Source organism: Liquorilactobacillus satsumensis, assembly GCF_964065465.1.
Taxonomy (GTDB): Bacteria; Bacillota; Bacilli; order Lactobacillales; family Lactobacillaceae; genus Liquorilactobacillus; species Liquorilactobacillus satsumensis.
Window position 1 is genome coordinate 2487856 of the sequence record NZ_OZ061606.1, and the last position, 21676, is coordinate 2509531.

The 21676-nt window shown below is 41.5% G+C and carries 19 protein-coding genes; 18 read left to right on the forward strand and 1 reads right to left on the reverse strand.

Annotated elements, in window-relative coordinates; genetic code table 11:
* The first annotated feature begins 93 nt into the window (after positions 1 to 93).
* Positions 94 to 1110, forward strand: coding sequence for a lipoate--protein ligase (locus tag AB3Y88_RS11690; protein WP_228887925.1), 1017 nt, complete (start codon positions 94 to 96; stop codon positions 1108 to 1110).
* A gap of 6 nt (positions 1111 to 1116) precedes the next feature.
* Here the strand turns inward: AB3Y88_RS11690 and AB3Y88_RS11695 are convergent, their stop codons facing one another.
* Positions 1117 to 1932 (reverse strand): pyruvate, water dikinase regulatory protein, encoded by an 816-nt coding sequence (locus tag AB3Y88_RS11695; protein WP_228887895.1) that lies wholly within the window; start codon positions 1930 to 1932, stop codon positions 1117 to 1119.
* A 224-nt stretch (positions 1933 to 2156) separates the two neighbouring features.
* Here AB3Y88_RS11695 and rpsU point away from each other — a divergent pair, with 224 nt between their 5' ends.
* The 17 genes from rpsU to clpB all read left to right on the forward strand — a co-directional run bounded on the left by rpsU (position 2157) and on the right by clpB (position 21359).
* Positions 2157 to 2342 (forward strand): 30S ribosomal protein S21, encoded by a 186-nt coding sequence (gene rpsU, locus AB3Y88_RS11700; RefSeq protein ID WP_003694124.1) that lies wholly within the window; start codon positions 2157 to 2159, stop codon positions 2340 to 2342.
* A 21-nt stretch (positions 2343 to 2363) separates the two neighbouring features.
* Positions 2364 to 2807: a GatB/YqeY domain-containing protein gene (locus AB3Y88_RS11705; RefSeq protein WP_054756316.1), complete on the forward strand. Its 444-nt coding sequence runs from the start codon at positions 2364 to 2366 to the stop codon at positions 2805 to 2807.
* Between the two features lie 124 nt (positions 2808 to 2931).
* A complete protein-coding gene (locus AB3Y88_RS11710) occupies positions 2932 to 3915 on the forward strand; it encodes a PhoH family protein (protein ID WP_056960268.1) in 984 nt (327 codons plus the stop codon).
* Positions 3915 to 4394 (forward strand): rRNA maturation RNase YbeY, encoded by a 480-nt coding sequence (gene ybeY, locus AB3Y88_RS11715; protein ID WP_054756314.1) that lies wholly within the window; start codon positions 3915 to 3917, stop codon positions 4392 to 4394. The genes AB3Y88_RS11710 and ybeY overlap by 1 nt, the downstream gene beginning before the upstream one ends.
* Positions 4378 to 4770, forward strand: coding sequence for a diacylglycerol kinase family protein (locus tag AB3Y88_RS11720; protein ID WP_056960360.1), 393 nt, complete (start codon positions 4378 to 4380; stop codon positions 4768 to 4770). The genes ybeY and AB3Y88_RS11720 overlap by 17 nt, the downstream gene beginning before the upstream one ends.
* 21 nt (positions 4771 to 4791) lie before the next feature.
* Positions 4792 to 5694, forward strand: a complete 903-nt coding sequence (gene era / locus AB3Y88_RS11725; protein ID WP_054756313.1) for a GTPase Era — start codon at positions 4792 to 4794, stop codon at positions 5692 to 5694.
* Positions 5695 to 5733: 39 nt separating this feature from the next.
* Positions 5734 to 6513 (forward strand): DNA repair protein RecO, encoded by a 780-nt coding sequence (gene recO, locus AB3Y88_RS11730; protein ID WP_228887926.1) that lies wholly within the window; start codon positions 5734 to 5736, stop codon positions 6511 to 6513.
* 282 nt (positions 6514 to 6795) lie between these two features.
* A complete protein-coding gene (gene glyQ / locus AB3Y88_RS11735) occupies positions 6796 to 7713 on the forward strand; it encodes a glycine--tRNA ligase subunit alpha (protein ID WP_228887896.1) in 918 nt (305 codons plus the stop codon).
* A gap of 2 nt (positions 7714 to 7715) precedes the next feature.
* Positions 7716 to 9794 (forward strand): glycine--tRNA ligase subunit beta, encoded by a 2079-nt coding sequence (glyS, locus tag AB3Y88_RS11740; RefSeq protein WP_228887897.1) that lies wholly within the window; start codon positions 7716 to 7718, stop codon positions 9792 to 9794.
* Between the two features lie 147 nt (positions 9795 to 9941).
* Positions 9942 to 11783 (forward strand): DNA primase, encoded by a 1842-nt coding sequence (gene dnaG, locus AB3Y88_RS11745; RefSeq protein WP_228887898.1) that lies wholly within the window; start codon positions 9942 to 9944, stop codon positions 11781 to 11783.
* A 12-nt stretch (positions 11784 to 11795) separates the two neighbouring features.
* Positions 11796 to 12923 (forward strand): RNA polymerase sigma factor RpoD, encoded by a 1128-nt coding sequence (gene rpoD / locus AB3Y88_RS11750; RefSeq protein ID WP_056960276.1) that lies wholly within the window; start codon positions 11796 to 11798, stop codon positions 12921 to 12923.
* Positions 12924 to 13214: 291 nt separating this feature from the next.
* Positions 13215 to 14132, forward strand: coding sequence for a PLP-dependent cysteine synthase family protein (locus tag AB3Y88_RS11755; protein WP_228887899.1), 918 nt, complete (start codon positions 13215 to 13217; stop codon positions 14130 to 14132).
* A gap of 21 nt (positions 14133 to 14153) precedes the next feature.
* A complete protein-coding gene (locus AB3Y88_RS11760; protein WP_228887900.1) occupies positions 14154 to 15293 on the forward strand; it encodes a PLP-dependent aspartate aminotransferase family protein in 1140 nt (379 codons plus the stop codon).
* Positions 15294 to 15574: 281 nt separating this feature from the next.
* Positions 15575 to 16282 carry a tRNA (adenine(22)-N(1))-methyltransferase TrmK gene (locus tag AB3Y88_RS11765; protein WP_228887901.1) on the forward strand — a complete coding sequence of 236 codons (708 nt, stop codon included), beginning with the start codon at positions 15575 to 15577 and terminating at the stop codon, positions 16280 to 16282.
* Complete coding sequence (locus tag AB3Y88_RS11770; protein ID WP_228887902.1) at positions 16266 to 17381, forward strand: Nif3-like dinuclear metal center hexameric protein; 1116 nt, start codon at positions 16266 to 16268, stop codon at positions 17379 to 17381. The genes AB3Y88_RS11765 and AB3Y88_RS11770 overlap by 17 nt, the downstream gene beginning before the upstream one ends.
* Positions 17382 to 17411: 30 nt before the next feature.
* Positions 17412 to 18662, forward strand: a complete 1251-nt coding sequence (gene pepT / locus AB3Y88_RS11775) for a peptidase T (protein WP_056960285.1) — start codon at positions 17412 to 17414, stop codon at positions 18660 to 18662.
* A 105-nt stretch (positions 18663 to 18767) separates the two neighbouring features.
* On the forward strand, positions 18768 to 21359 hold the full coding sequence (gene clpB, locus AB3Y88_RS11780; protein ID WP_056960287.1) for an ATP-dependent chaperone ClpB: 2592 nt from the start codon (positions 18768 to 18770) through the stop codon (positions 21357 to 21359).
* Positions 21360 to 21676 lie beyond the last annotated feature (317 nt).

The window sequence follows — 21676 nt, forward strand, 5'->3', positions numbered from 1 at the left end:
TAGCGGGCCGCTTTTTTGATTGTCGTATTTTAAGTGAAAGCGTTATAATACAGAGGTTAACAAAGATCAGCTAAAAAGTAAGGAGCGATGAAAATGCGGTATGTAGTGATGCCTACAACAGATATTAGACGAAATTTGGCAACTGAGCAGTACTTAATGCAAAGCAATAAGATTGAACTGCCTTTTATGCTTTTTTATATTCAAAAGCCCTGTATCATTGTCGGTCGGAATCAGAATACATTTGAGGAAATTAATGAAGCATATTGTCGAAAACATCAGATTGTTGTAACACGCAGACTTTCAGGCGGCGGGGCGATGTATGATGACTTAGGGAATCTTTCATTTAGTTTTGTTGTTCCAGCTGATCGGCGTCTTTTTGGCGATTTTAAGCAATTGGTTGCACCAGTCGTAACAGCTTTACATGCAATGGGGGCAACTGGAGCTGCGGTTACAGGTCGAAATGACATTGTGATTGCGGGCAAAAAATTTTCTGGCAATGCAATGTATACTAAAGGCGGAAAGACATTCTGTCATGGAACCCTCATGTTTAATGTTGATCTTGCCGAAGTTACTAAAGCATTGAACGTCCCGGCAGACAAAATTGCTTCAAAAGGCATCAAGTCTGTGCGTAGCCGCGTAACCAACTTGATGCCTTATTTAGATAAACAATATCAAGGAATCACAACAGCAGACTTCCGGGATGCGCTAATTTTGAAGATTCTCAAAGCAGATTCTTTGCAAGCGATGCGGCAGTCTGAGTATCATTTAGATAGTGAAGATGAAGCGCAGATTGAGCAGTTGGTGGCAAAGTATTATGCTAATTGGGACTGGGTTTATGGCAATTCCCCACAATTTACGGTTAAGAAGAGGAAACATTTTAAAAATGGCACGATTGACGTGCGCTTCTTAGTTGAAAAAGGATTAATCCAGGAAGTTACAATTTATGGTGACTTCTTCGGGACACAGCCAGTGAGTGACTTACAGGCCAAATTAAAGGGCTTGCCTTTTAAGCATGCACAACTAAGTGCTGTTCTAGAAGAACAGCACTTAGATAATTATTTTGCAGGTATTCCACAAGAAGAGGTACTTGCCTTGTTTACGAGTGAATAGCTTCAATCAGTGATTAAGCGGCAAACTTTCGGTAATTAAGGTAGCAGTTTCTTCGATTGATTTATTTGAAACATTAATTACAAGGCAGCCAATTTTGTGGTAAAGTTTTTCTGCAAACGCTAATTCAGCTTCGATATTGTTTAGATTTGAATAATTTGTTTCAGGGTTAAGGCCGTATGTGACCAGTCGTTCACGGCGAATATTGTTCAATACTTGCGGATCATTAGTCAAACCAAAGATTTTTTTGGGATCCACCTGCCATAACTCTTCTGGGATTCTTGTCTGAGGAACCAGCGGCAAATTGGCAACTTTGTAATTTTTATTTGCTAAATACAAAGAAAGTGGAGTCTTTGAGGTGCGTGAGACTCCTAAAAGAACAATATCTGCTTTTAGAAAACCAGTCGGATCTTTACCATCATCGTAAGTAACAGCAAATTCAAGTGCCTCAATCCGACTAAAGTATGTTTTGTTTAATTTGTGGTTGCGGCCTGCTTGGAGAAGAGGTGTTGTGCCAGTCTTGCTGCTGATTGTCTGAATGAGCTTTGACATGCCGTCAAGGACGCAAAGCTGATTTTCGGCGCAAAACTCGTTAACATAGGCGGCAAGTCCCTTTCCAACGAGAGTATGCACAATAAAAGCATCTGCGCGCTTTGCCTGTTCTAAAATTCCTGCAAGCAAAGAGGTCGTCTTGGTTAGGGGAAAGCGCTGATAGTCAAATTCGACATCTGGAAACTGAACTGTTGCGGCCGTTGCTAAATTATACGCTGTTTCACCAATTGAATCAGAAATGATGAAAACAGCCATTTTTTTCTTCACATCCATCTTTTTTCCTCCAGTTGCTGAATAGTTTTTGAACTCCTTTAGTATACAGGAATAATTTAAGAAAAGGGTGTTAGAGCTTAAGAACAATTAAATTATTGATTTGTTGCCGATGTGTTATTGACGTGCTATAAAGGTTTATGTATAATAGTTAAGAACTGTTAAAAGTTTGTGTATTTATGCAGAATATAACGGTTACATTTTAAGCTCGGAGGGAGGGAAACAAAATGTCAAAGACAGTCGTTCGTAAAAACGAATCTCTTGATGATGCTCTTCGTCGCTTCAAACGTTCCGTTTCAAAAACTGGTACTTTACAAGAATACCGGAAACGTGAGTTCTATGAGAAGCCTAGTGTGAAACGCAAGAAAAAATCTGAAGCAGCAAGAAAGCGTAAAAATAAGCGTCGTTTCTAATTCCTAAGGAGGATAGAACTGATGAGCTTACTTGATTCATTAAATAATGATTTGAAAACTGCGATGAAGGCTCACGATAAAGAGACTTTGAGTACTGTGCGGATGTTAAAAGCAGCCGTAATGAACGAGCAGATCAAAACTGGTCAACCATTGACTTCTGATGAAGAAATCAGTGTGTTATCTCGTGAATTGAAACAGCGAAAAGATTCTTTAGCAGAGTTTTCAAAGGCGCAGCGTGCCGACTTGGTTTCTGGTCTTGAAAAAGAAATTAAAGTTGTCGAGCGTTACCTGCCACAGCAATTAAGTGAAGCAGAGGTCCATGAGATTGTTGCAGAAACAATCAAACAGGTTAATGCTTCCTCAAAAGCTGATTTTGGTAAAGTGATGGGCGCAGTGATGCCTAAAGTTAAAGGGCGTGCTGATGGCAAGCTGGTAAATGCGGCGGTTAAGTCGTTATTAGGTTAGTAATTAATAGTATTCAACTGGTTTTAGTTGAATCCAAGCTGAAATGGAATCCTACGGGTTTTGTTTCAGCTTTTTTTATGCTATGATATTGCATATAATGCTTAATTGAGGGAGTCTATGCGGATTGGCTGAAAAACAATTAGTTGAAAAAGAGTTTAAAATAGAGGATTCACAACAAAGTGCTGCTTTGTTGGGGACACATGATAAGTATGTTAAACTGCTTGAAGAAAATGAAAATGTTATTATCAGTCCTTTTGGTGACCAAATAAAAATTAAGGGTGAAGCAGCCGCTGTTGACCGTACGCTGGCAGTTTTGCAGCAGCTTGCAGCCGTCTTGGGACAAGGCGTAACCCTTGGAAATGCAGATGTCCTTTCAGCAATTAAGATGGCTGAACGTGGGACCTTAACGTATTTCCGTGATCTTTACACCGATGTACTTTTAAAAGATCAAAAGAAGCGGCCAATTCGGGTTAAGAGCTTTGGCCAGCGTCAGTATGTTCAAGCTATTAGAAACAATGACTTAATCTTCGGGATTGGACCTGCGGGTACTGGGAAAACATTTCTAGCCGTTGTAATGGCAATCTCAGCGCTGAAGAAGAATCAAGTAGAACGTGTTATTTTAACGCGTCCCGCGGTTGAAGCAGGTGAATCTTTGGGCTTTTTGCCGGGCGATCTCAAAGAAAAAGTTGATCCGTATTTACGCCCTATCTATGATGCTTTGCATGCAATCTTAGGTAAAGAGCACACGGAAAGACTGCTTGATCGTGGCGTTATTGAGATTGCTCCACTTGCTTATATGCGGGGACGGACTTTAGAAAACGCCTTTGTAATTTTGGATGAGGCCCAAAATACTACCCGGGCGCAGATGAAGATGTTTTTAACCCGTCTTGGTTTTGGTTCGAAGATGGTTGTGAATGGTGATCAGACACAAATCGACCTGCCCCGCGGTCATAGCCAAAGCGGCCTGATTGATGCACAAAGAGTTTTACAAGGGCGCCCCCATATTGCGTTTGTTAACTTCGATGCTGCTGACGTAGTCCGTCATCCAGTTGTTGCGGAGATCATTGAAGCTTATGCAAATCAAAGTAAAGAAGAAGGACGAGTGTAGTGGATTTAGAAATTTTTGATGATACCAAAAAGGTGTCGCAAGCAAGACTTGAATTGGTGCAAAAAGTATTAGATTTTGCGGGCGCATACATTGATCTACCGGCCGACACTGAGATGTCTGTCACATTAATGGATAATGAGAAGATCCATCAAATCAACAAAAAGTACCGTGGAGTTGATAAACCAACTGATGTGATTAGTTTTGCGATTGAAGAAGAAAGTGATGATGACACTCCAATCATTCTTCCAGATGATGCTGAATTTGATGTTCCTAAAAATATTGGTGATATTATGGTGTCAGTGGACAAGGTTAAGGAACAGGCTGCTTATCTTGGGCACTCTGAAGAGCGGGAACTAGGTTTCCTAGTCGTGCATGGTTTTTTGCATCTGAATGGCTATGATCATATGCGCAAAGAAGATGAGGAAGTTATGTTTGGATTACAACGAAAGATTTTAGATGCTTATGGACTTAAAAAATAAAAAGAATAAATGGAAACATCGCCATTTTTGGCAATCTTTTTGTCACGCTTCTGCTGGGTTGTTGACGGCTTGGAAAGAAGAACGGAATCTGAGGTTTCATTCCTTTGCTGCAATTGCAGTTTTTTTGCTTGCGTGGCTCCTACAGCTTGGCTTATTTGAGTGGCTTTGGCTGGGGCTTTGCGTCACTTTGGTATTGGTAAGTGAACTTTGGAATACAGTCTTGGAGAACGTCGTGGATTTGATTACAGAATGTAAACGTGATCCATTGGCAAAAAAAGCTAAGGATATTGCATCCGGTGCGGTTTTTGTGACAGCGGTTTTTGCGGCAATTAGCGGCGCGGTTATTTTCATTCCGCACTTATTGGCGTTGTTTTAATATACGAAGAGAGGTTTATTAATGGAAAGCAAAGCACATTCCGGTTTTGTTGCAATCATCGGGAGACCAAATGTCGGGAAATCGACATTTTTGAATCAAGTAATCGGCGAAAAGATTGCCATCATGAGTGATAAGGCACAGACCACGCGAAACAAGATTCAAGGAATCTATACAACTGCTACAACTCAAATTGTTTTTATAGACACTCCAGGGATTCATAAGCCGCATAGTCGTCTAGGTGATTTTATGGTGCAGTCTGCTTTATCCACTTTAAATGAAGTTGATTGTGTAATTTTTATGGTTAATGCTACTGAAAAAAAAGGCAAAGGCGATCAATTCATTATTGAGCGTCTAAAACAGGTAAAACAGCCTATCTTCTTGGTCATTAACAAAATTGATCAGGTTCATCCTGATGACTTATTGGCAATTGTTGATTCTTATCGCAATGAATTAGCTTTTAAAGAAGTTTTCCCAATTTCAGCTCTCAAAGGAAATAATTGTGAAGAATTGGTAGCGACACTTGGAAAACAGTTGCCAGCCGGACCGCAATTTTATCCGGATGATCAGATTACGGATCATCCAGAACGTTTTATTGCAGGAGAATTGGTTAGAGAACAGGTGCTCAAGGTAACACGCGAAGAAGTACCGCATTCTGTGGCTGTAATTGTCGATAGAATTCATCGTGAAGATGAAGAAAAAGTACTCGTACAAGCAACAATTATCGTTGAGCGCGGCTCGCAAAAGGGAATCTTAATCGGAAAGGGCGGTAAAATGCTCAAACTGATCGGAACTCGAGCTAGAAAAGAGATCGAACATCTTTTGGGTGACCGTGTCTATCTTGAACTTTGGGTCAAAGTTCAAGAAAATTGGCGGGATAAAAAAGCTGATCTGCAGGCTTTTGGTTACAAGCAAGACGATTATTAAAAAGCATGACGGGAGGTGGTCAGCTTGGGAACGACTAGAATGGCTGAATTTGAAGGAATTGTCATGTTCAGGCGCGATTATCGCGAACGGGATATGCTGGTTAAGATCTTAACTGACCACTATGGCTTTAAAATGTTTTTTGTCCGTGGGGCGCGTAAACGTGGTTTCAAGCTGGGGGCAGCTATTTTGCCCTTTACCACTGCTTCTTATACGGGAACAATTAACGACGACGGCTTGTCTTTTATTGATGCGGTTAAAGATGTTGCGCAGTACCAGCAGATTTGCCAAGATATTTTATTGAATGCTTATGCAACCTATATTCTAGGATTAGTGGCTGCAGCCTTTGGAGATGCACGCCCACTTGGAATTTGGTATCCGCGGATTGTGGCGGCTTTAGCTGCAATTGATCATGGACTTGATGCTGGAATTGTGACCAATATTGTTGAACTTCAGTTGCTTGAGAACTTTGGCGTTAAACCGAATCTAAAAGGGTGTGTCATCTGCGGTCGTCAAAGCGGTACATTCGATTTTTCAGAGAGTTACGGGGGCTTGCTTTGTCAGCACCACTGGTCAGTTGATCGTAATCGGATGCATTTGGATCAGCGGACGGTTTATTTTATGCGCTTCTTAGCCCGCGTGGATCTTTTACGCTTGCGTTCGATTAACCTTAAGGAAGAAACTAAGGTGAAGCTGCGTGATACGCTAGATCAAATTTATAACAATGATGTTGGGGTCAGCTTGAAGCCTAAACACTTTTTGGATGAGATGTTAAAGCAAAATCAAAATATTTTGAAGTTGCGTCCAGGGATTGACAAATAGTTGTTTGTCAACTATCCTAGTCTTTGAATATGAAGGCAATGATAAAAAAGGGCAATACAATGACTTGAATAGCGAACTCGGATTGGTGCAAGCGGGTAGGTTGTTTTATTGTTGGCGTTTTTGGAGCCGTAATTAATTAAGTTGCTAGCTTTAGTGCTAGAAGTAGGGTGGAACCGCGATTAGATCGAATCGTCCCTATGTGACCTTAAATGTGGTTGCATAGGTTTTTTTATGCTTCCAGCTTTTTAAGATCGCTGCGATCAAAATTTGAGGAGGGGTAACATGGCTAAAACAATGACTTTGCAGGACATTATTTTAACTCTGCAGCAATTTTGGGCAAAACAAGGCTGTATGCTGATGCAGTCATATGATACTGAAAAAGGAGCAGGGACGATGAGTCCATATACATTCTTGCGTGCAATTGGACCAGAACCATGGAGTGCAGCGTATGTGGAACCATCACGGCGTCCTGCTGACGGGCGATATGGTGAAAACCCTAATCGTCTGTATCAACATCATCAGTTCCAAGTAATTATGAAACCATCACCAGAAAATATTCAGGAGTTGTATCTCGACAGTCTGCGTGCATTAGGCATTGATCCCAAAGAACATGACATTCGGTTTGTTGAGGATAATTGGGAAAATCCTTCAATGGGATGCGCCGGTGTTGGTTGGGAAGTTTGGCTTGATGGCATGGAAATAACCCAATTCACATATTTCCAACAAGTTGGGGGGCTGGAAGTGCGTCCCGTTGCGGCCGAAGTTACATATGGCCTTGAACGACTTTCGTCTTATATTCAAAATGTTAATTCAGTCTTTGAACTTGAGTGGGCTGATGGAGTTAAATATGGTGATATCTTTGGTGAACCGGAATATGAACATTCCAAATATTCATTTGAAGAAAGTAATCAGGAAATGCTGTTTAAACTTTTTGATACTTTTGAGACGGAAGCCAAAAAACAGATTAAAAATGGCTTAGTTCATCCGGCTTACGACTATGTACTAAAATGTAGTCATACATTTAACTTGCTTGATGCACGCGGTGCTGTTTCAGTGACAGAAAGAGCAGGTTACTTAGCACGCATTCGCAATCTAGCGAAGTCCATTGCCAAGGCTTTTGTGGCAGAAAGAAAGAAATTAGGTTTCCCGTTAATCAAAGATGAAAAAGTGCGGGCAGCATTGCTGAAGGAGGATAAATGAGGATGAGTCATACATTTTTGCTTGAAATTGGTTTGGAAGAAATTCCAGCACATGTAGTCACACCAAGTGCAGCACAGCTTGTCCAACGAGTAGCTGCGTTTTTAAAAGAAGAGCGGCTCCCCTTTGGCAAACTTGTTTCTTTTTCAACTCCACGGCGTTTGGCGGTCAAGATTGAGAACTTGGCAGACAAGCAAGCTGATCTTGAAGAAGAAGCCAAAGGTCCGGCTAAAAAGATTGCTTTGGATAAGGATGGTAATTGGTCGAAAGCTGCAATTGGATTTTCACGAGGACAAAAAAGTTCACCAGAGCAAATCTTTTTTAAAGAGCTTAAGGGGACCGAATATGCCTACGTGAAAAAATTCATTCCCGGAAAAAGTGCCGCAACAGTCCTCCAAGGGCTTCAGCAAGTGGTTGCGTCAATGACCTTCCCAACAATGATGCGGTGGGGAAATAATGATTTTAAGTATGTCAGACCATTACGCTGGCTAGTTGCATTACTGGATGACACAGTTGTGCCATTTCAGATTCTGGATGTTAAGACGGATCGGCTTTCACAGGGACATCGCTTTCTTGGGAAAACAGTCAGCTTAGAAAATGCAGCTGCTTATCCTCAGGCTCTAGAAGCGGAGTATGTAATTGCAGATGCTGCACAGCGCAAACAAATGATTACACAGCAACTCACAGAACTGGCGCAAAAAAATGCTTGGAAAATTGTCATTGAGCCTGAACTATTAGAGGAAGTTAACAACTTAGTGGAATATCCAACTGTTTTTGCAGGACATTTTGCTGCTAAATACTTAGAAATTCCAGACGAGGTTCTTATTACTTCGATGAAAGATCACCAACGTTTCTTTTATGTTTTGGATCAAAATGACAAGTTACTGCCTAACTTTGTATCAGTGCGTAACGGTAATCGCGAATATCTTGAAAAAGTGGTTGCTGGAAATGAAAAGGTGCTGACTGCTCGTTTAGAGGATGCGGCATTCTTTTACCATGAAGATCAGAAACATACAATTGCAGAGTTTGTGGAACGCCTTAAAAGAGTAATGCTGCATGATAAAATCGGCACAGTCTCTGAAAAAATGGCGCGGGTTCATTTGTTGGCACAGCAACTTGGTAAAATTTTAGGATTATCTCCGACCGAAAATACTGCTCTTTTACGGGCAGCTCAGATCTATAAATTTGATCTGGTAACAGGCATGGTTGGTGAGTTTTCTGAACTCCAAGGAGTCATGGGTGAAAAGTATGCATTGCTCCAAGGAGAGAAACCAGCTGTTGCAACGGCAATTCGGGAACATTACCTGCCGATTTCTGCAGAGGGTGAGTTACCACAAACAGTTGTCGGTGCAGTTTTGGCATTAGCGGATAAATTAGATAGTATTATGGACTTCTTTGCTGCTGGAATGGTACCAACAGGTTCAAATGATCCTTATGCACTAAGACGGCAAGCAACAGGGATTGTTAGAATTTTGTTAGCACGCAAATGGCAGCTTTCTGCTGTTGATCTAACGGCGCTTGTGACCCGTAACTATGAGGAGGCTCCTAGCTTATACGCGAAGATCGCCCCGCAAAATAATAAAGCAGAAGTCGAGGTATTTATTGTTGAACGGATTAAGAAGCTTTTAAGCAGTGAGCAATTCGATTATGATGTTGTCGAGACTGTCACAGCCCTTACAAAAAATTCGTTTGTCGCGATTATGGCAGCGGCAGCAGTGCTGCAAAAGCATAAGGTCGAGGTTGATTTTAAAGAGACAATCGAAGCTTTAACACGTGTTTTACGTTTGGCAAAAAAAGTTTCACCTGCTAATTTGAAAATTATCAATAAAAAGTTATTTGAAAATGATTCAGAAACTAAACTATACGCTGCGGTAGAGAGTGTGGCTGCAGACAGCAAAGGAAAAACAAGTGAGGAACGCTATGTCTTATTGAAAACCTTGCAGCCTGTGATTGCGGAGTACTTTGAAGAAACTATGGTGATGGCAAAGGATGAAGCGGTACGTAATAATCGCTTAGCACAGTTAGTTAAAATTGCTGATCTGACCGCACCATTCGGCGATCTGACTAAGCTGAACGTCAAGTAGAGCGTTAAATCAGTTTCTCCCAAAGCAATTGTTTGCTTTTCCTAGGTGATATTGTATAATTAATAATGATTGTATTTTTGAAAGTCGCACTAGCTGTGCGGCTTTTATGTCCTTGAAACATTTTTGGAAATTAAGCGGGGTGATCTTTTGAGCCGCAGAATACCTGAAGAGGTAATTGAAAAAGTCAGAACAGGTGTCAATATTGTTGATATCGTAAGCCAATATGTTCAACTGAGCAAATCAGGGAAGAATTTTTTTGGTTTATGTCCGTTTCACGAAGAAAAGACACCTTCTTTTTCTGTTACTGAACAAAAGCAAATTTTTCACTGTTTTTCCTGTCACCGTGGTGGAAATGTTTTTAAATTCATCATGGAGATTGAAAATCTGAGTTTTCCCGATGCGGTGTTGCGGGTTGCAGAGCTCGGGAATATTCAGCTTGATGCGGATGTGTTACAGTCACAAAATGGTGCAGTTGACAGTGAATCCTCGGAAACAACGCAGTTAAAGCAGCTTTATGCTGATGCAACAGAACTTTTTCACCACATTCTTATTAATACAGCGATGGGTGAAGAGGCGCTCCAATACTTGCACAAACGTGGCCTTAGTGATGACATGATTACGGAATTCAAGCTCGGTTTTGCACCGCAAAAAGAACTTCTGTTACCCTTTTTTCAGGAGAAGAAGGTCAAGCAGGAACTGCTGCGCAAATCTGGCCTTTTTAGTGAAACGGCGACGGGCGATCTGCGGGGGCGCTTTCGGGGAAGAGTATTATTTCCAATTAGAGATGTGCAAGGCAAAACCGTTGCTTTTTCTGGACGTTCGCTAGCGCAGAATCAGAAACAGCCCAAGTATCTTAATAGCCCAGAAACCGCGATTTTCAACAAACGCAAAGTCTTATTTAATTTTGACAAAGCTAAAACAGAAATCAGGCAGAAACAATTTGTAATTTTATTCGAAGGTTTTATGGATGTGCTGGCAGCCTATCGCGCGGGGATCAAAAATGGAGTAGCTTCCATGGGGACAAGTCTAACAAATGAACAAATTTATTTGTTGGAAAGAACAACGTCCAAAATGTACTTGTGTTATGATGGAGACTCTCCTGGGCAGACCGCAACTGCGCGCGCACTCTCGTTACTAGAACCGCTTACTAAAATGACACTTGGTGTAATCCGGATGCCTGAGGCGCTTGATCCTGATGAGTATGTTCGTAAGTATGGTGAAGCTGCTTTTAAGGAACTTGCACAGAACACACATGAGACTGGACTTGCCTTTTACTTGCATTACTATGAACAAGGGCGCAATCTAGCCAATGAGGATGACCAACTTGCTTATATTGCTGATGTTTTGAAGCAATTAGCAGGGGTTACTTCACCAATTGAGCGAGACTTATACCTTAATCAATTAGCGAAGCGCTTTGGAGTTGATAAGGACAGTTTAGCTGCGCAGTTAAACGATTTTATGCGCAAAAGCGGTAATAGTAAAGCACTAGTGAAACCAGCACAAGCAAGCCGTCCAGTTGCCGGTAATGCATCCCCCAAAAAATATGAACGGGTAGAAAAAGCAGAACGTTTGCTATTGTATCGTTTGTTGCACAGTGCAAATATTCGGTTGAAGTTGAGGCAACTGCCAAGCTATGCATTTGTACATGATGGTTATCAAGAACTGTATACGATTGCGGAAGGTTACTTTAATGTGTATCCTGAATATGAGACTGCACGCTTCTTAGATTTTTTGGATGATGAAGGACTCAGGCAGCTGCTGATAGGGTTAGAGCTTGAAAATTATTCTGGGGAAGAAAACGAAGAGGAGTTTTCTGACTGCGTGAGAGTGATTATGCAGCAATCTCCGCTGGAACAACGCATTAAGGATGTGAAGCAACAGTTGGCGGATGCGAAAAGAATGAATAACGAGGAACTTGTAACAAAACTGACAATTGGATTAATTGAGCTGTTGCGCCAACAGCAGTCAGAAAAATCAGCATCATTATAAGGAGGCCATCCCATGGCAAAAGAAAGTTTAAACAAGGGCACCAAAAATCCTGCTTATGTTAAAGCATTACGCAGCTTGATTAGAGATTATAAGCCAAAAAAACAAATCAATTATAATGATTTAACTAAGAAAATGGTCGTTCCTTTCGAATTAGAGGCAAAGCAGATGGATGAATTAGTTCAAGCTGTAGAAGATGCTGGCATTTCGGTTGTAGATGAAAAGGGTGAACCAAGTGCTGCTAGTTTAAAGGCAGCGACTTCTGAGGCTAAAAAAGCTTCTAATGATCGTGATGTATCTGCTCCAGCAGGAGTCAAGATTAATGATCCAGTCCGGATGTATCTAAAAGAGATTGGGCGTGTTAATTTACTGACTGCTGATGAAGAAGTTGCTTTGGCTTTGAGAATTGAAAAAGGCGATGAAGAGGCTAAACAGCGGTTAGCAGAAGCTAACTTGCGCTTGGTTGTTTCAATTGCAAAACGGTACGTTGGTCGTGGGATGTCTTTTTTGGATTTGATTCAAGAAGGCAACATGGGCTTGATGAAAGCTGTTGAAAAATTTGATTATCGTAAAGGTTTCAAGTTTTCAACTTATGCTACTTGGTGGATCAGACAGGCAATTACACGTGCGATTGCTGATCAGGCTAGGACTATCCGTATTCCGGTGCACATGGTTGAAACGATCAATAAATTAATTAGGATTCAACGACAAATGCTGCAGGATCTTGGACGAGAACCCGTGCCGGAAGAAATTGGTGCCGAGATGGATATGCCGACAGATAAGGTGCGTGAGATTTTAAAGATTGCCCAAGAACCGGTTTCACTTGAGACACCAATTGGTGAAGAAGATGACTCGCATTTAGGCGACTTTATTGAAGATCGGGATGCAACCAGTCCTGCCGATCATGCTGCTTATGAGCTGTTGAAAGAACAGCTTGAGAGTGTCTTAGACACTTTAACCGATCGGGAAGAAAATGTGTTGCGGCTGCGCTTTGGACTTGATGATGGCCGAACTAGAACATTAGAAGAAGTCGGAAAAGTCTTCGGGGTTACACGTGAAAGAATTCGTCAAATTGAGGCAAAGGCTTTGCGTAAACTGCGACACCCATCACGTTCAAAACAATTAAAAGATTTTCTTGAATAAAGGATATTTTAAAATAGAACTTGCTTTTTATGAAACTAGGTAGTAAGATTCAAAGTAATAAGAAGAGAGGTATTTGTAATGGTTGCTTTTACTTTTAATAAAATGACAAATAACTGCTGTAGCTGTCGCATTCCGCGTGTTGGTGTAAAGGATGCGGCCGTTTTGAGTTGGAGTCATTTTAGAAGAGACTTCAAAAGTTAAAAACTGCCATTAACAAACCTTTTACGCACAGGGCGCGAATCTATTTCAGATTCGCGCCCTTTTTCTTGTTACTTTAAGGAGGAAATGGAAATGATATACCATTCAGTAAAAGAACTGATCGGAAAGACACCCTTACTTGAACTAGAAATAGAAGTTCCGCATGGATCAAGAATTTTTGCCAAGCTTGAAATGAATAATCCAGGTGGAAGTATCAAGGATCGTTTGGGTTTTTATCTGATCGAGCAAGCTTTCAAGGAACACAAACTGCATAAAGGAATGACCGTGATCGAACCCACGGCCGGAAATACAGGGATCGGGGTGGCGCTTGCAGCCAGTTATTATGATCTGAAAACAATCCTAGTAGTTCCTGAAAAATTCAGTCAAGAAAAACAAACCCTAATGAAAGCACTTGGTGCACAATTAGTGCACACACCTAGTGAAGACGGAATTGTTGGTGCGATTAAAAAAGTAGCAGAGTTAGCGGCAGCAACCCCTGATAGTTATGTACCAATGCAATTTAAAAACTTGGATAATCCAGATGCATATTATCATAGTATTGCTCCTGAGATTGCGCGTGAGATGGCCGCAAATCAGCTGCAAATTGATGGCTTTGCTGCAGGAGTTGGCAGCGGAGGAACTTTTGTTGGGATGGCACGTTACTTTAAAGAATTATCCCCAGCTATTCAAACTGCGATTGTCGAACCGGAAGGCTCTATTTTAAATGGCGGGCCACAACATGCCCATCGGACCGAAGGAATCGGGGTTGAGTTTATTCCTCCTTTTCTAGATAAAAAAAATGTTGATCATATCTTTACAATTAGTGACCAAGCGGCCTTTTCGTGGGTTAAAAGAAGTGCTAAAGAACAAGGCCTTCTGATTGGCAGTTCAAGCGGGGCAGCTTTAGCAGCCAGTTTAAAGTTAGCAGAAGTTTTGCCACCGCACAGTAACATCGTGACTGTTTTTCCAGACAGTAGTGAACGCTACCTCAGTCAAAAAATATACGACTAAAGAGAAAAAGGAGAAATTAAAATGAAATTCAATACAAAGTTAATTCATGCAGGTATCAGTCAAGATCAGGCAACGGGTGCGGTTAATGTTCCCATTTATCAGACATCTACTTACGCACAACAGGAACTAGGTGGCAGTCCACGTTATGAATACTCCAGAACAGGGAATCCGACACGTGAAGCAGTTGAAAAGCTGATTCGCGATTTGGAAAATGGGGCCGCCGGATTTGCCTTTGCTTCAGGATCTGCTGCAATTCATACCGTTTTTACGCTCTTTTCGACAGGAGATCACATTATTGTTGGCAACGATGTATATGGTGGGACATTCCGGTTGATCAATAGTGTTCTTAAAAGGCTGGGGCTAGAATTTACGACGGTTGATACCCGCGATCTGGCGGCTGTCAAAGCGGCTGTTAAAGCAAATACCAAGGCAATTTATCTTGAAACCCCAACTAACCCGTTAATGCGGATCTCTGACATCGCAGCTTTAGCCAAACTGGCACACGAAAATGAATTATTAACAATTGTAGATAATACTTTTGCGACACCATACATTCAACGACCATTGGACCTGGGTGCTGATATTGTGGTACATAGTGCCTCAAAATATTTAGGGGGTCATAGTGATTTGGTTGCTGGTTTGGTAGTTACTAAAAACGAACAACTTGGGGAAAAGATTGGGTATTTGCAAAATGCAATTGGTGGTATTCTAGGACCGCAGGATAGCTGGTTATTGCAACGTGGAATTAAGACCTTGGCTGTTAGAATGAAGGCGCATGAACATAATACACAGGAGATTTTTTCTTTCTTGCGTTCAGATGACAGAATTGGGAAAATCTATTATCCTGGTGATCCGGAGGCACCGGGATATGAGATTGTCAAACGACAGATGAATGGGTTTGGTGGAATGCTTTCATTTGAACTTAAGCAAGGCTTATCTGTTAAAAAATTCATTGAAAATTTGTCATTGATTACACTGGCGGAAAGTCTGGGTTCAGTTGAAAGCTTAGTAGAGGTTCCAGCGATCATGACACATGGTTCAATTCCGGAAGAGATCCGGCTAAAAAATGGAATTACGAACGAATTGATTCGGTTGTCAGTTGGAATTGAAGAAGCCAGCGATTTAGTGGCAGATTTAAAGAACGCGTTAGCAAAAGCTTAAAAAATGATGCGTTGATCATGATTGCGTCCAAAAAGAGAGTGTGACATAGGTCGGGAAAATTTGAGTGCTAACTCGGAATTACGAAGATAGCGAGTACTTTGCTATGAGTAATTCGAAGTTAGACAGAGAATTTTGACTTATGGAACACGTTTATCCGGAATAAAAGAGGGGCTGTGACAAAAGTTAAATTTTGTCACAGCTCCTTTTGTTTTGCGCTTGTCCCTTTTTTTATCTGAAATTTTTCGCTATACTTTAGGTTAGAATACTAAGGAGTGTGCTAAATGGATGCAAGACATTTGTCTGAGCGTTTGCTTAAAGTGGCCGCATATGTGCCCCAAGCTGCCCGACTTGCGGACATCGGATCGGATCATGCCTATCTGCCCGCATATCTGGCTTTAAACAAACGAATTTCGTATGCTGTTGCAGGTGAAATTGTTAAGGGACCATACCTTAACACGCTGCATGAGATTGAAAATGAAGGACTTACAAAACTAGTACAGGTGCGGCATGCCGATGGACTAGCCGCAATTGAAGACCATGATCAAATTGACACAATTACAATTTGTGGGATGGGAGGGCCGTTGATTAAAAAAATTTTGGAAGATGGCAAGGATAAGCTGCAAGCACATCCTAAGTTGATTTTACAGCCGAATGTCGGTACACCCCAACTTAGGCGCTGGTTAGGTGCTAACGGTTATCAGCTGATAGCAGAAGAGATTTTAGAAGAAGACCAACATATTTATGAGATACTCGTTGCACAGTATCAGCCTGAACAGGTACTGTTGGACGAACTTGATTATGAATTTGGTCCCTTTTTACGCAGAGAACAAAGTGCCCCTTTTTTGAAAAAATGGCAAGCAGAAGCTTTTAAAATTAAGCGTGTTTTACAACAATTGAAAAAAGCTAAAGAATTCCCGGTTGAACAACAACAAAGAATGCAACAAAAAATTAAACAGATCGAAGGTGTTCTAAATGACCAAAGTGCGTGATATTATTAACCGCTTTGAGGAATTTGCGCCACAGTCCTTGGCGGAACCAGGCGATCCAGTGGGGTTGCAACTAGGTGATTACAATGCACAAGTCAAAAAAATGATGGTCACACTTGATGTGCGTCCCGCAGTTGTAGCAGAAGCACTTAAAAACAATGTAGATTTTATTTTTGCGCATCATCCGGCAATGTTTCATCCGCTAAAAAACTTTGATTTGAGTGTTCCACAAAATGCGATGTATGCGGAGTTGATCAAGCACAATATCACAGTTTATGCCGCACACACTAATCTTGATAATGCAAATGGCGGAATGAACGATTGGCTTGCTGAAGCATTAGGGCTTTTAGAGACTAAACCACTTTTGCCAGTTCGTGAATTGCCTTTGCTCAAGTTAGCTGTTTTTGTGCCTAGTGATGCCGCAGATCAAATGCGCAGAGCGCTTGCAGCTGCAGGTGCTGGTCAGATTGGAGAGTATCGCAATTGTTCTTTTTCGGTTAAGGGAACTGGACGCTTTGTGCCCTCTGCCAAAGCAGATCCGGCGTACGGCGCACACGAAAAATTAGCGTGTGTCACCGAAGAAAAAGTCGAAGTCGTTTTTCCGCAAAGTAAAAAAAGAAGAGTTCTTGCTGCAATGCGAACGGCTCATCCATATGAAGAACCGGTTTTTGATCTTTTTACTTTAAAAGAAATGGGTGAAAAATACGGAATGGGGCGTGTCGGCAATCTTCCCCGTGAGATGAGCGTGCAACAATTTGCAGAGGATTGTAAACGAATTTTTGCAGTGCCACACTTACGTTTAATCAGTTCTGATTTACAGCAAAGTATCAAAAGAGTGGCAGTTTTAGGCGGCAGCGGTGGGCAGTTTTATCAAGCCGCTCAGCGACAAGGAGCTCAAATGTATGTTACGGGAGATCTTTCTTACCATACAGGTCATGATCTACTGGCCTGTGGTTTGTCAGCGGTTGATCCAGGACATCATATTGAACAGATTTGCAAGCAGCAGTTGGCGGCCAAATTCAACACCTGGAATACAGAAGCTGGCTGGCAGATTGAGGTCTTTTCTTCCAAATTAAACACAGATCCGTTTAAATTTATCTAGACGATTATAACTTTATAAGGAGTTTTTATGATGACTAAATACCCTAACTTGGTTACGCGCTTTATTGGCTATGCCAAAAAAGAAACGCGTTCTGATGAAAAATCAACAACTATTCCTTCTACTCAGACACAGGTTTTATTCGCCAAAGAATTAGTGGCAGAATTGCAAAAAATTGGTTTACAAGATGTGCGGATTGCTGCTGAAAGCGGTTATGTTTTTGCAACCTTGCCTAGTAATTTGGCAGCACAGACCACTGTTAAAAAGCTGGGCTTTATTGCCCATATGGATACTGCTGATTTCAATGCTAAGAATGTGCAACCTCAAGTTATTCCAAACTACGATGGTCGCTCAGCAATTCGACTCGGCGATCAGGGCAAGTATGAGCTGAGCCCTAAAGATTTTCCGAATTTAAAGAACTACAGCGGGCATGATTTGATTACCGCTGCAGGTGATACCCTTTTAGGGGCAGACGATAAGGCTGGAATTGCAGAGATTATAACTGCAGTTGAGTATTTACAGCAGCATCCAGCGATCAAGCATGGAGAAATTCGGATTGGAATTGGTCCTGATGAAGAAATTGGGACTGGTGCAGATCATTTCGATGTTTCCGAGTTTGGCGCGCAACTAGCATATACGGTTGATGGAGGACCGTTGGGTGAATTGGAATATGAAACCTTCAATGCTGCTCAAGCTAAATTAAAAATTAGCGGGAAGAATGTGCACCCCGCAACTGCCAAGGGAGTTATGGTAAATGCTTTACAGGTAGCGTTTGACTTCCATGAAAAGTTGCCAGCTGCTGAAGTTCCTGAAAAAACAGATGGCAGACAGGGTTACTTTCACTTATTGCAACTTGACGGAACCGTCGATGAGGCGCTGATGACATATATTATCAGAGACCATGATCGTGCTAAGTTTGAGGCGCGGAAGCAGCTGATGCGAGAGATCGTTGCCGAAATGAATAATTTTTATGGGCAAAGGCGATTACAGTTGGACTTGAAAGATCAGTACTATAATATGCGGGAAGTCATTGAAAAAGATATGACAGTGGTTGAACTCGCACAACAAGCAATGAAGAATTTAGGGATCAAACCAATTATTTACCCAGTTCGCGGTGGTACGGACGGTTCAAAAATCTCATTTATGGGGTTACCGACACCAAATATTTTTGCGGGTGGTGAAAATATGCACTCGCGCTTTGAATTTGTTTCAGCTCAGGTAATGGAAAAAGCAACAGATGTGATTTTAGAAATTATCAAGCTCGCAACAGTGCAAAAAGATTAACATGAACACACGTTCGGGTTATAATAAATAATAAAGAGTGGTGTTTCCAAGTCGTCAGCTTAAGTCTGGCGCTTTTTGCTTGGAAGCATCTGAGGAGGGAAAAGAATGCAAGAAGATCAGCTGACAAGCGCAGCACAAGCGGCTTTGGCACAAGCCCAGCAAGTTGCAGTGACGCGCAAACAACAAGAGATTGATATTCCACAACTTTTTAAAGTGATGATTCAACCCGGTGAGTTTGGAGCAGATCTTTTCAAACGGGTGCAAGTTTCTTTACCGGAGCTGGAACATGAACTTGATCGGCAATTAGACCAAGTACCGGTTGTTGAAGGTCAAGTTGCGTATGGCCAAAGTTTTAGTCAGAATCTAGTTCAGTTATTGCAAAAAGCTGCTGAAGTTAAAACAAAGCTGGGTGATGAATATATCGCGCTCGACACTTTGACATTAGCTTTAATGAAGCTTCAATATAATCCGCTAAAACTTTATCTTGAAAAAGATGGATTAACTTACAAGAAATTACTACAAGTTGTGCAAGACTTGCGAGGAGGAGAACGGGTGACGTCAAAAAATCAAGAAGCAAATTACAAAGCACTTGAGAAATATGGAATTGATTTGGTCAAACAGGTGCGTAGTGGCAAACAGGATCCGGTAATTGGCAGAGACGAGGAAATTCGAGATGTTATTCGGATTTTATCGCGTAAGACCAAAAATAATCCTGTGCTAATTGGAGAACCTGGTGTGGGGAAGACAGCGATCGTTGAGGGACTGGCGCAGCGAATAGTTCGCAAAGATGTTCCGGATAACTTAAAAGATAAAAAGCTCTTTTCATTGGATATGGGTTCTTTGATCGCTGGCGCAAAGTATCGTGGCGAGTTTGAAGAACGTTTAAAAGCAGTTCTAAAAGAAGTTACTAAAAGTGAAGGGCAGATTATTCTCTTCATTGATGAAATTCACAACATTGTCGGTGCTGGAAAGACTGAAGGCAGCATGGATGCTGGCAACTTACTGAAACCAATGCTTGCACGGGGAGAATTGCATCTGATTGGGGCAACCACCCTAGATGAATACCGCGAATATTTGGAAAAAGACAAGGCACTTGAGCGCCGTTTTCAGCGCGTATTGGTGCAAGAGCCAAGTGTTGAAGACACAATTTCAATTCTGCGTGGACTCAGAGAACGTTTTGAAATTCATCATGGTGTGCGCATTCATGATAATGCAATTGTGGCTGCGGCAACACTTTCAAATCGTTATATTACGGACCGTTTTTTGCCAGATAAAGCGATTGATTTGATTGATGAAGCGTGTGCAACAATTAGAGTTGAAATGAACTCCATGCCGACAGAGCTGGATCAAGCGACACGTCAATTGATGCGGCTAGAGGTTGAAGAGGCTGCTTTGAAGAAAGAAAGTGATGCCGCTTCGCAAAAAAGGTTGGCAGAACTGCAAAATGAGCTGGCAGAAACCCGCGAAAAAACAAATACGCTTAAAATGCGTTGGGAAGACGAAAAGGCAGATATACAAACACTTAGCAACAAAAAAGGTGAATTGGATCGGGCTAAGCATGAATTAGAAGAAGCTGAAAATAATTATGATTTGGAAAAAGCTGCGAAGTTACAGCATGCTACGATCCCGCAACTGGAAAAAGAACTTAAAAAGTTGGAACAGACAGATCGGCCCGATAATTGGCTCGTTGAAGAATCCGTGACTGAAAATGAGATTGCACAAGTTGTTAGTCGCACGACTGGGATCCCAGTTGCTAGGTTGGTTCAAGGCGAACGCGAGAAACTGCTACAATTGCCCCAAAGCCTGCACCAACGTGTGGTAGGACAAGATGAAGCAGTTGATGCGGTTGCAAATGCAGTTTTGCGTGCACGTGCAGGCTTGCAGGATCCAAACCAACCGTTGGGAACGTTCATGTTTTTGGGACCAACTGGAGTCGGCAAAACGGAGTTAGCTAAAGCCTTAGCAGAAAATTTGTTTGATTCGGAAAAGCATATGGTGCGCATTGACATGAGTGAATATATGGAAAAACAATCTGTTTCGCGGCTGGTTGGTGCTGCTCCTGGGTATGTTGGCTATGAAGAAGGTGGACAATTAACAGAAGCTGTTCGGCGTAATCCGTACACGATTGTTTTGCTTGATGAAGTTGAAAAGGCGCATCCGGATGTCTTCAATATCTTGTTACAGGTTTTTGACGATGGACGGTTAACTGATGGTCAGGGTCGTACAGTGGACTTTAAAAATACAATCATTATTATGACGTCTAATCTTGGATCGAGTATTTTACTGGATCAGGCTAAAAATGGGCAGATTTCAGCTGAGGTTAAACAACAAGTGCTGCAATTAGCGCAAACTCACTTTAAACCCGAATTCTTGAATAGGGTTGATGATATTATTATGTTTACTCCGCTTAATATGGAAGCTATTAAACAGATTGTTGCCAAATTCATTACGCGGCTGTCTAAACGGTTGGAAGAACAGGAGATTACGCTCAAGTTATCAGCTAAAGCTCAAGATTGGATTGCACACAACGGATATGAGCCTTCTTATGGAGCACGACCATTAGCCCGCTTCATTACTAATCATGTTGAAACACCGCTAGCTAAGCAGATTATTAGCGGAAAAATAATGCCGCATTCAACTGTCACAATTGATTTGGGCGTCCAGGAAAATTTAGTATTTACTACGCAAGAAAATTAAGCAGAGGTATGTGTGTGACTATGTAAAAACTAAAGGGGCTGTGACAAAATTTAACTTTTGTCACAGCCCCTTTAGTTTTTTCCGGATAAACGTGTTCCATAAGTCAAAATTCTCCGTCTAACTTCGAATTACTCATAGCAAAGTACTCGCTATGTTCGTAATTTCGAGTTAGCACTCAAATTTTCCCGACTTATGTCACACTCTTTTTCTAGTTATTCTGCATAAACGTGTTCCATAAGTCAAAATTTTCCGTCTAACTTCGAATTACTCATAGCAAAGTACTCGCTATGTTCGTAATTTCGAGTTAGTACTCAAAT

Excerpts from the sequence above, each read along its gene's own strand:
- AB3Y88_RS11690 (WP_228887925.1), top strand. The coding sequence starts at position 94 with ATGCGGTATGTAGTGATGCCTACAACAGATATTAGACGAAATTTGGCA.
- AB3Y88_RS11695 (WP_228887895.1), bottom strand. The coding sequence starts at position 1,932 with ATGGATGTGAAGAAAAAAATGGCTGTTTTCATCATTTCTGATTCAATT.
- rpsU (WP_003694124.1), top strand. The coding sequence starts at position 2,157 with ATGTCAAAGACAGTCGTTCGTAAAAACGAATCTCTTGATGATGCTCTT.
- AB3Y88_RS11705 (WP_054756316.1), top strand. The coding sequence starts at position 2,364 with ATGAGCTTACTTGATTCATTAAATAATGATTTGAAAACTGCGATGAAG.
- AB3Y88_RS11720 (WP_056960360.1), top strand. The coding sequence starts at position 4,378 with ATGGACTTAAAAAATAAAAAGAATAAATGGAAACATCGCCATTTTTGG.
- era (WP_054756313.1), top strand. The coding sequence starts at position 4,792 with ATGGAAAGCAAAGCACATTCCGGTTTTGTTGCAATCATCGGGAGACCA.
- recO (WP_228887926.1), top strand. The coding sequence starts at position 5,734 with ATGGCTGAATTTGAAGGAATTGTCATGTTCAGGCGCGATTATCGCGAA.
- glyQ (WP_228887896.1), top strand. The coding sequence starts at position 6,796 with ATGGCTAAAACAATGACTTTGCAGGACATTATTTTAACTCTGCAGCAA.
- glyS (WP_228887897.1), top strand. The coding sequence starts at position 7,716 with ATGAGTCATACATTTTTGCTTGAAATTGGTTTGGAAGAAATTCCAGCA.
- rpoD (WP_056960276.1), top strand. The coding sequence starts at position 11,796 with ATGGCAAAAGAAAGTTTAAACAAGGGCACCAAAAATCCTGCTTATGTT.
- AB3Y88_RS11755 (WP_228887899.1), top strand. The coding sequence starts at position 13,215 with ATGATATACCATTCAGTAAAAGAACTGATCGGAAAGACACCCTTACTT.
- AB3Y88_RS11760 (WP_228887900.1), top strand. The coding sequence starts at position 14,154 with ATGAAATTCAATACAAAGTTAATTCATGCAGGTATCAGTCAAGATCAG.
- AB3Y88_RS11765 (WP_228887901.1), top strand. The coding sequence starts at position 15,575 with ATGGATGCAAGACATTTGTCTGAGCGTTTGCTTAAAGTGGCCGCATAT.
- AB3Y88_RS11770 (WP_228887902.1), top strand. The coding sequence starts at position 16,266 with ATGACCAAAGTGCGTGATATTATTAACCGCTTTGAGGAATTTGCGCCA.
- pepT (WP_056960285.1), top strand. The coding sequence starts at position 17,412 with ATGACTAAATACCCTAACTTGGTTACGCGCTTTATTGGCTATGCCAAA.
- clpB (WP_056960287.1), top strand. The coding sequence starts at position 18,768 with ATGCAAGAAGATCAGCTGACAAGCGCAGCACAAGCGGCTTTGGCACAA.